Annotated in this window: 4 protein-coding genes, 1 tRNA gene and 2 pseudogenes; 4 read left to right on the top strand and 3 right to left on the bottom strand. The window is 73.8% G+C overall.

What is annotated here, in order from left to right; all coding sequences use genetic code 11:
• Nucleotides 1–843: pseudogene (locus tag VR44_RS32725) on the bottom strand (LysR family transcriptional regulator); the annotation flags it as partial.
• 107 nt (nt 844–950) lie between these two features.
• Here VR44_RS32725 and VR44_RS43210 point away from each other — a divergent pair.
• Nucleotides 951–1,757 (top strand): annotated as a pseudogene (locus VR44_RS43210) (CTP synthase C-terminal region-related (seleno)protein); the annotation flags it as partial.
• Nucleotides 1,758–1,919: 162 nt separating this feature from the next.
• Nucleotides 1,920–1,992 (top strand) — tRNA-His (locus tag VR44_RS32715).
• A gap of 65 nt (nt 1,993–2,057) precedes the next feature.
• Here the strand turns inward: VR44_RS32715 and VR44_RS32710 are convergent.
• On the bottom strand, nt 2,058–2,813 hold the full coding sequence (locus VR44_RS32710; RefSeq protein WP_045951262.1) for an alpha/beta fold hydrolase: 756 nt from the start codon (nt 2,811–2,813) through the stop codon (nt 2,058–2,060).
• A 105-nt stretch (nt 2,814–2,918) separates the two neighbouring features.
• On the opposite strand from VR44_RS32710, the gene VR44_RS32705 reads away from it, so the two are divergent.
• Nucleotides 2,919–3,587 (top strand): hypothetical protein, encoded by a 669-nt coding sequence (locus tag VR44_RS32705; RefSeq protein ID WP_045951260.1) that lies wholly within the window; start codon nt 2,919–2,921, stop codon nt 3,585–3,587.
• Here the strand turns inward: VR44_RS32705 and VR44_RS32700 are convergent.
• The gene (locus VR44_RS32700) at nt 3,574–5,634 is read right to left on the bottom strand and encodes a phosphocholine-specific phospholipase C (RefSeq protein ID WP_045951259.1); all 2,061 of its coding nucleotides are present in this window, start codon (nt 5,632–5,634) and stop codon (nt 3,574–3,576) included. The genes VR44_RS32705 and VR44_RS32700 overlap by 14 nt on opposite strands.
• A 346-nt stretch (nt 5,635–5,980) precedes the next feature.
• Between VR44_RS32700 and VR44_RS32695 the strand changes: the two genes are divergently transcribed.
• The coding region (locus tag VR44_RS32695; RefSeq protein ID WP_483855147.1) for a GAP1-M domain-containing protein at nt 5,981–6,680 on the top strand (700 nt) is incomplete at its 3' end.

Genomic DNA, 6,680 nt, shown 5'->3' with positions numbered 1-6,680 from the left:
GTGCGGTGGTCATACGGGGATCCTGCCGTGAGGCGTGCGGCGAGCGCGGCGGCCGCGCCGGACGGGTTCCCGGGCGCGAGGAGCTCCGTACGGTGGACCAGGCGCGGGGCGTCGAGCGGTACGGCGGCACCCGCGCCGGAGCCCGCCGAGGCGGCGGCTTCGGCGACGCGCCGGGGCAGCAGGACGAGGCCGTGCCCGGCGGTGGCGAGGGCGCACAGGGCGTGCAGGTCGGTGCCTTCGTAGCGCAGGGCGGTGCGCGCGGAGCCGTGGGCGGGGGTGAGCGGCAGGCCGGCGTCGGGGGCGTCGAGCCAGCGGGCGTCGGCGAGGTCGTCCAGCCGGACGGCGGCCCGCCGGGCGAAGGGGTGTCCGGCCGGGAGGAGGAGGGCCAGTGCCTCCTCCCCGACGCCGGTGATCTTCAGCGGGGCCACGTCGGGCAGCCGGAGGGGGTCGCTGGGGGCGGCGAGGCCGTCGACGAGCCCGAGGTCGCAGTCCCCGGAGGCGAGGGCGGCGGGCACCCGGTCGGGGGGCATGACGCGCAGGGTGACGCCGGTGGCGGGGAGGGCGGCGAGCAGGCCGGGGCCGACGGCGAGCGGGGACGCGGCGAGGGTGACCCGGCCGGGCGGGGCGGCGGCCAGGCGCAGCACGTCGGCGCGGGCGGCGTCGAGCCGCAGCAGGAGGGGTCCGGCGTGTTCGAGGAGCCGGGCCCCGGCGTGGGTGGGGGCGACGGGGCGGCGGGTGAGCAGCTCGGCCCGCAGGTCGGCCTCCAGGGCGGCGATGTGCGGCGGCGGAGAAGGAGGCGAGGCGGGCGACGGCGACGAAGGTGCGCAGGAGGTGCGGATCCATGGCCCCATGATCACAGGGGTGCGCCCGCCCGGCCATCAGTGCTCCTTATCGAGGGTGCAGGAACAATCGTTGGCGCTGAAGTGGGAGGCGGGCGCAGGATGATCCGCATGACCACCGCACAGGCTCCCGCCGCCTCCGTGTCCGCCACGCTCTCCCCCTCCCCCTCCTTCCCGGACGTCCTCCCGCCGTCCTCCCCCATCGGTTCGGTCGCCCGGATCGCCCTGGTCGGCGACCGTTCCCCGCACGTGAAGTCCCACACCCGGATCCCGCTCCTCCTCGACGCGCTCGCCGTGCGCGAGGGGCTGGTCCTGGACGCCTACTGGATCCCGACCGCGGACGCCGCGGCGGAGGCCGCCGCGGGGACGCTGGCCGGGTTCGACGCGGTGTGGGTGCTGCCGGGCAGCCCGTACGCCAGCGAGGCGGGGGCGCTGGCCGCGATCCGGGTGGCGCGGGAGGAGGGGATCCCCTTCCTCGGCACCTGCGGGGGCTTCCAGCACGCCCTGCTGGAGTACGCCCGTACCGTGTGCGGTCTGGCGGACGTCGCGCACGCGGAGACTGACCCCGGCTCGGACCGGCTGCTGATCGCCCCGCTGGCCTGCTCGCTCGTCGGGCACGAGGGGGTCGTCCGGGCGCAGCCGGGGTCGCTCGCGGAGTCCGTGCTCGGGGCCGAGCGGTCGATGGAGCGCTACCACTGCAACTACGGGCCGGCCCCGCGGTACCTGCCGGAGCTGACCGCGCACGGGCTGCGGCTGTCGGGGCACGACGAGGAGGGGCAGGTGCGGATGGCGGAGCTGCCCGGGCACCCGTTCTTCCTGGCCACGCTCTTCCAGCCGGAGCTCGCCGGGGACGGGACCCGGCCGCACCCGGTGGTGCGTGCCCTGGCCGCGGCGGCCGTGGAGCACGCCGCGCGCCGTGCGGACGGCGTGGTCCCCCGGCTGGCCGCGAGCCTGGCCGGAGCCCCGGCTGGCCGCGAGCCTGGCCGGCAGCCGGGCCGCCGGATAACCCGTCGCGGAACCACCCATCTGATCGGCTATGCTGTGCTTGCACAACGAACGGGTGGTCCGCCGCCCTTCGTGGTGGGTGTAGCTCAGTTGGTAGAGCACCTGGTTGTGGTCCAGGTGGCCGCGGGTTCGAGTCCCGTCACTCACCCTTTCCGTCCCGTAGGGGGTACGAGGTCCGCCTCGTACCCCCTACGGGCGTTCGTGGGCCGTGCGTCACCCGCGGAGGAAGGCCTCCACCTCCGTGACGAAGGCCACGGGGGTCTCGTGCGGCGGGTAGTGGCCGGCCCCGGGGACCGTGACGAGCGCGCAGTCCGGGTACCAGACCTGCCAGGTGGCGCGCATCACATCGGCCGTGAGGGCCAGGTCGTACTCCCCCACGAGGACCAGCACGGGCACGGTGTTGCCCTTGACGGCGGAGGAGAGGTCGCGGGGCTGCCAGTCGGCGAGGTAGCCGGCGAAGGCCTCGGGGCGGGAGACGGCCAGGGAGTGGGCCACCATCCGGTCCAGCCAGTGGCGGCTCGCGCGGTGCCCGGTGACGAGGTCGAGGATGGTGCGGCGCTTGTCCGGGTCCTCGGCGGCGCCGTAGAAGAGGGCGTGGGTGGCGTCGTCCATCTCGTAGGGCGCGGCCGGGACCGGGCAGAGGCCGATCAGCTTCTCGATCCGCTCGGGTGCGCGGACGAGGACCTGCTGGGCGGCCTTGCCGCCCATGGAGTGGCCGAGCAGGGAGAAGGTGTCCCAGCCGAGCTCGTCGGCGAGTTCGAGGACGTCGTCGGCGATCTCGGGGAGGGTGTGGCGGCCGGGGACGTCGCGGCGCGTGCCGTAGCCGCGGTAGTCGAGGAAGGCGTACGAGAACCCCTCGGGGTCCAGGTAGTCGAGCACGGAGCCCCAGTTGGCGGAGGTCCCGAACCAGTCGTGCAGCACGATGACGCGGACGGGGCCGGAGCCGATCCTGCGGTGGGCGATGGCCATGCGTTCTCCCTCGGTGACGGGAATGCGGGAACCGACGCCGTTCGTTCTGCCCACCGCGCCTACGATCACACCGTGCATCGGAATCCACGCCCCGGACCGTTGGTCATGGGTGCCTTCTCACGCGCCGACGGCGCACGCCACCCGCATCACCCGAGGACCTACGAGATCAGCGATCCCGAGGAGATCCGGGCCTACCGGGCCGTCGTCCGGCTCGGCCACGAACTGGCCGGCCCGGACCCCGTGTTCTGCTCGTGCGGCGACGACACCGGTGCGCATCCCTCGCCGGAACGGGACCGGCTGCTCGACCCCCTCTCCCCGGAGGGGATCCCGGCCCGGCACCGCGCCCGGTGGGTGGCGGCCGCCCCCGCGGCGGTGCGGGAGTACGCCGGGGCTCTCGCCGCCGGGGCCGAGGACCCGGACCTGCCCCGTGGCGTACCGCCCGCCCTGGTGTTCGGCTGGCTGGGTGCCGTACGGGAGGAGCCCCGCGACGCGGCGTGGCTGCTCGCCGAGCGGGGCCCCTCGCGGCTGCTGGCCGGGCTGCCCACGGAGGAACTGGCCTGGGCGGTGCGGGAGACGGACCGGGCCGGGCTGGAGGGGGCCGTGCGGTTCTTCGCGAGCGAGGAGTTCACCACCCGCCACCCCAAGCGCCGTCGCGTCCCCGACACCGCACGGGACCGGCTGCTCCGGCACGCGCGCGGCCACCGCCCCGCGGACCTGCCGGTCCTGGAGCGGCGGCTGCTGCGTACCCCTGACGACCGGATCAGACGGTCTTGATCGCCGGGTCCGAGACGCCCGGGGCGCCCGTCTCGACGTGGCCCGCGAAGCGGCGCAGGAAGGTGCTGTCCGCGTCGGAGACCACCGTCACGTCGTACCAGCGGCCCGAGGCGCGCAGGTCGACGGTGAAGGGGACGGTGGCGCCCGGGTTGACCTTGAAGGTCTGGGCGGCACCGCCGTAGGCGTTGGTGACCGTGAGGTTGACCGCGGTCGTGCCGCCGTTGGTCAGGGTCAGGGTCAGGTTGCCGGTGGCGTCCGCGTGACGGGCCGTGACCTCGGGGCCGGCCTTCTTCGCCGGGCCCTTCCAGGTGCGCAGGAAACCGTTGGGGCCCCACACGGTGAGGTCGATCTTGTTGCCGGTGGAGCTGCTGGTGCTCCAGGTGTCCGAGAGGGTCTTGCCCGCCTCGACGGTGTAGGGCCAGGGGCCGTCCGTGCGGTTGCCGGAGGTGCTGTGGAAGTGTGCGCCGAGCTTCGGGCCGGAGGAGAAGGTCAGCGTGAACTTGCCGGTGGACACGGTGCGGGCGCCGTCCACGTACGGGCTGTGGCCCAGGGCGCGGGTCGGCTTGGAGCCGGCCTCCTGCCTGGGCAGGGTGCCCGTCGCCGGCGGGACCGGGTGGTAGGAGGGGTGCGCGTTGTGGTCCGCCGGGACGTAGCCGGCGGTGGACGGCAGGGACGCGGGGGTCGCGTCGGCCTGGGTGAAGTCGAACGCCGAGGTCAGGTCGCCGCAGACGGCTCGGCGCCAGGGCGAGATGTTGGGCTCCTGCACCCCGAAGCGCTTCTCCATGAAGCGGATCACCGAGGTGTGGTCGAAGGTCTCGGAGCAGACGTAGCCGCCCTTGCTCCACGGGGAGACCACGATCATCGGGACGCGCGGGCCCAGGCCGTAGGGGCCGGCCGTGTAGCCGTTGCCGCCGGCGTACAGGTCGCGGGTGACGTCCGCCGTGGACAGGCCCCAGGCGGAGGAGGCCGGCGGGTACGGGGGCACGACGTGGTCGAAGAAGCCGTCGTTCTCGTCGTAGGTGATGAAGAACGCCGTCTTCGCCCACACCGCCGGGTTCGCGGTCAGCGCGTCCAGGACCTGGGAGATGTACCAGGCACCGAAGTTGACCGGCCAGTTCGGGTGCTCGCTGAAGGCCTCGGGCGCCGCGATCCAGGAGACCTGCGGCAGGGTGCCGTTCACCACGTCCGCGCGCAGCCGGTCGAAGTAGCCGTCGCCCGCCTTGGCGTTGGTGCCCGTACGCGCCTTCTCGTACAGGGGGTCGCCGGGCTGGGCATTGCGGTAGCTGTTGAAGTACAGGAGGGAGTTGTCGCCGTAGTTCCCGCGGAAGGCGTCGCTGATCCAGCCCCAGCCGCCTGCGGCGTTCAGGCCGTCGCCGATGTCCTGGTAGATCTTCCAGGAGACCCCCGCCGCCTCCAGGCGCTCCGGGTAGGTCTTCCAGCCGTAGCCCGCCTCCTGGTTGCCGAGGACGGGGCCGCCGCCGGTGCCGTCGTTGCCCGTGTGGCCCGTCCACATGTAGTAGCGGTTGGGGTCGGTGGCGCCGATGAAGGAGCAGTGGTAGGCGTCGCAGACGGTGAAGGCGTCGGCCAGGGCGTAGTGGAACGGGATGTCGTTCCGCGTCATGTACGCCATGGTGGTGGCCGTCTTGGCCGGCACCCACTTGTCGTACTTGCCGTTGTTGTAGGCCTGGTGGCCGCCCGCCCAGTCGTGGTTCAGACCCTCGACGAACTGCATCCCCAGGTCGTTGACCTGCGGGTTGAAGGGGAGGATGTCCTTCGTCCCGTTGGACTGGTAGAAGACCGACTTCCCGTTGTCCTGGAGCACGGGGCGCGGGTCCCCGAAGCCGCGGACGCCCTTCATCGAGCCGAAGTACTGGTCGAAGGACCGGTTCTCCTGCATGAGGACGACGATGTGCTCGATGTCCTGGATGGTTCCGGTGCTGCCCTGCGCCGGTATGGAGGCGGCGCGGGCGATGCTCTCGTTCAGCATCGCGGCGGCGGCGGTGCCGCCGGCGATCTGGAGGAACCTGCGTCGGTTCAGTTCAGCCATGGTGTGACGACCTCTGGGGGTGGAGGGGGGAGCCGGGCGCCCCAAGGACAGCGGCCCCGGGGTACCGGACGGAGATCCCTGTCTGACGTCGGGCCGTACAGCGGGCGAACGGAAGCCGCCGGTGGCGGAACTCCCGAACGGCCCGCGCATCTGGTGGAATGACCTCCCACACACAGCACGGGGGGCGCGGGGGCATGGCGGGGAACGGGGCCGGGCATGCCGTGCGCTCCGGAGGCGGAACGGTTCTGGGACGGGTCCGGGGAACGACGGTACGGGGAAGCGGGTGTCCCGCAAAAGACCCTGACGGTACGTCAGTCCGCGGTGCCGGCGGGACGGAGGGGGAAATATGAGCCTTCCACGGCATCCACGGCATCCACGGCTCCCGCAGCTGCACTACGAGGGCGGGCCCGGGTTCGCCGCGGTGACGCCCGGGGTGTCCGAAGCGCTGCTGCGCGAGGCGGAGCCGCTCCTGGGGTACGAGCCGCCGCCGGGCCCGGGGCGCCCCGAGGCGCTGAGCCTGAGCCTGCTGCCGGACGGCAGCCGGCTGCTGGCCCGCGCGGTGCGCACCGGGTCCGGGTTCCACGCGCACGCCGTCCACCTTCCCGGCGCCGAGGCCCGGGGTGCCCTGCCCGTGACCGCCTGGGGTTCGGCGGACTGGCAGGAGCGGACCCCGGCGGACGGGCCGCCGGCCGCGCTCGACCGGATACCCGCGCCCGGGCCGTACGACCGGGCCGCCATGGCCGAGTTCGTCGCCGCCCGGGGGGCGTGGCTCGCCGCGTTCTTCGACGACGTGCGCCGGGTCGCGGAGGAGCCGGGCGCGCCGAAGGTGGTGCTGGTGGAGGCGGAGGCCGCCGACGTGGCCCGGTGGGTCATGCTGGCGTGCGGGGTGCTGCCGCACGCGCGCGGTCAGTGGTTGAGCTTCACCACGTACACCCGGCAGCCGCTGTCCGCCCCGCAGCAGCTGGTCGGGGTCCAGCCGCAGGACACCGGCGCACTGGCCGTCGGGGGGCGGCGCCACAGGGTGTACGACCTGTCTCTTATACACA

Origin of the sequence: Streptomyces katrae (assembly GCF_000966975.1) — a bacterium.
Taxonomy (GTDB): Bacteria; Actinomycetota; Actinomycetes; order Streptomycetales; family Streptomycetaceae; genus Streptomyces; species Streptomyces katrae.
The sequence above is the reverse complement of the archived record's forward strand: the minus strand, read 5'-3'. Positions and strand labels throughout refer to the sequence as shown.

Bases quoted from the DNA above. Each gene is read 5' to 3' on its own strand.
- VR44_RS32700 (WP_045951259.1), bottom strand. From the start codon at position 5,634: ATGGCTGAACTGAACCGACGCAGGTTCCTCCAGATCGCCGGCGGCACC.
- VR44_RS32705 (WP_045951260.1), top strand. From the start codon at position 2,919: ATGGGTGCCTTCTCACGCGCCGACGGCGCACGCCACCCGCATCACCCG.
- VR44_RS32710 (WP_045951262.1), bottom strand. From the start codon at position 2,813: ATGGCCATCGCCCACCGCAGGATCGGCTCCGGCCCCGTCCGCGTCATC.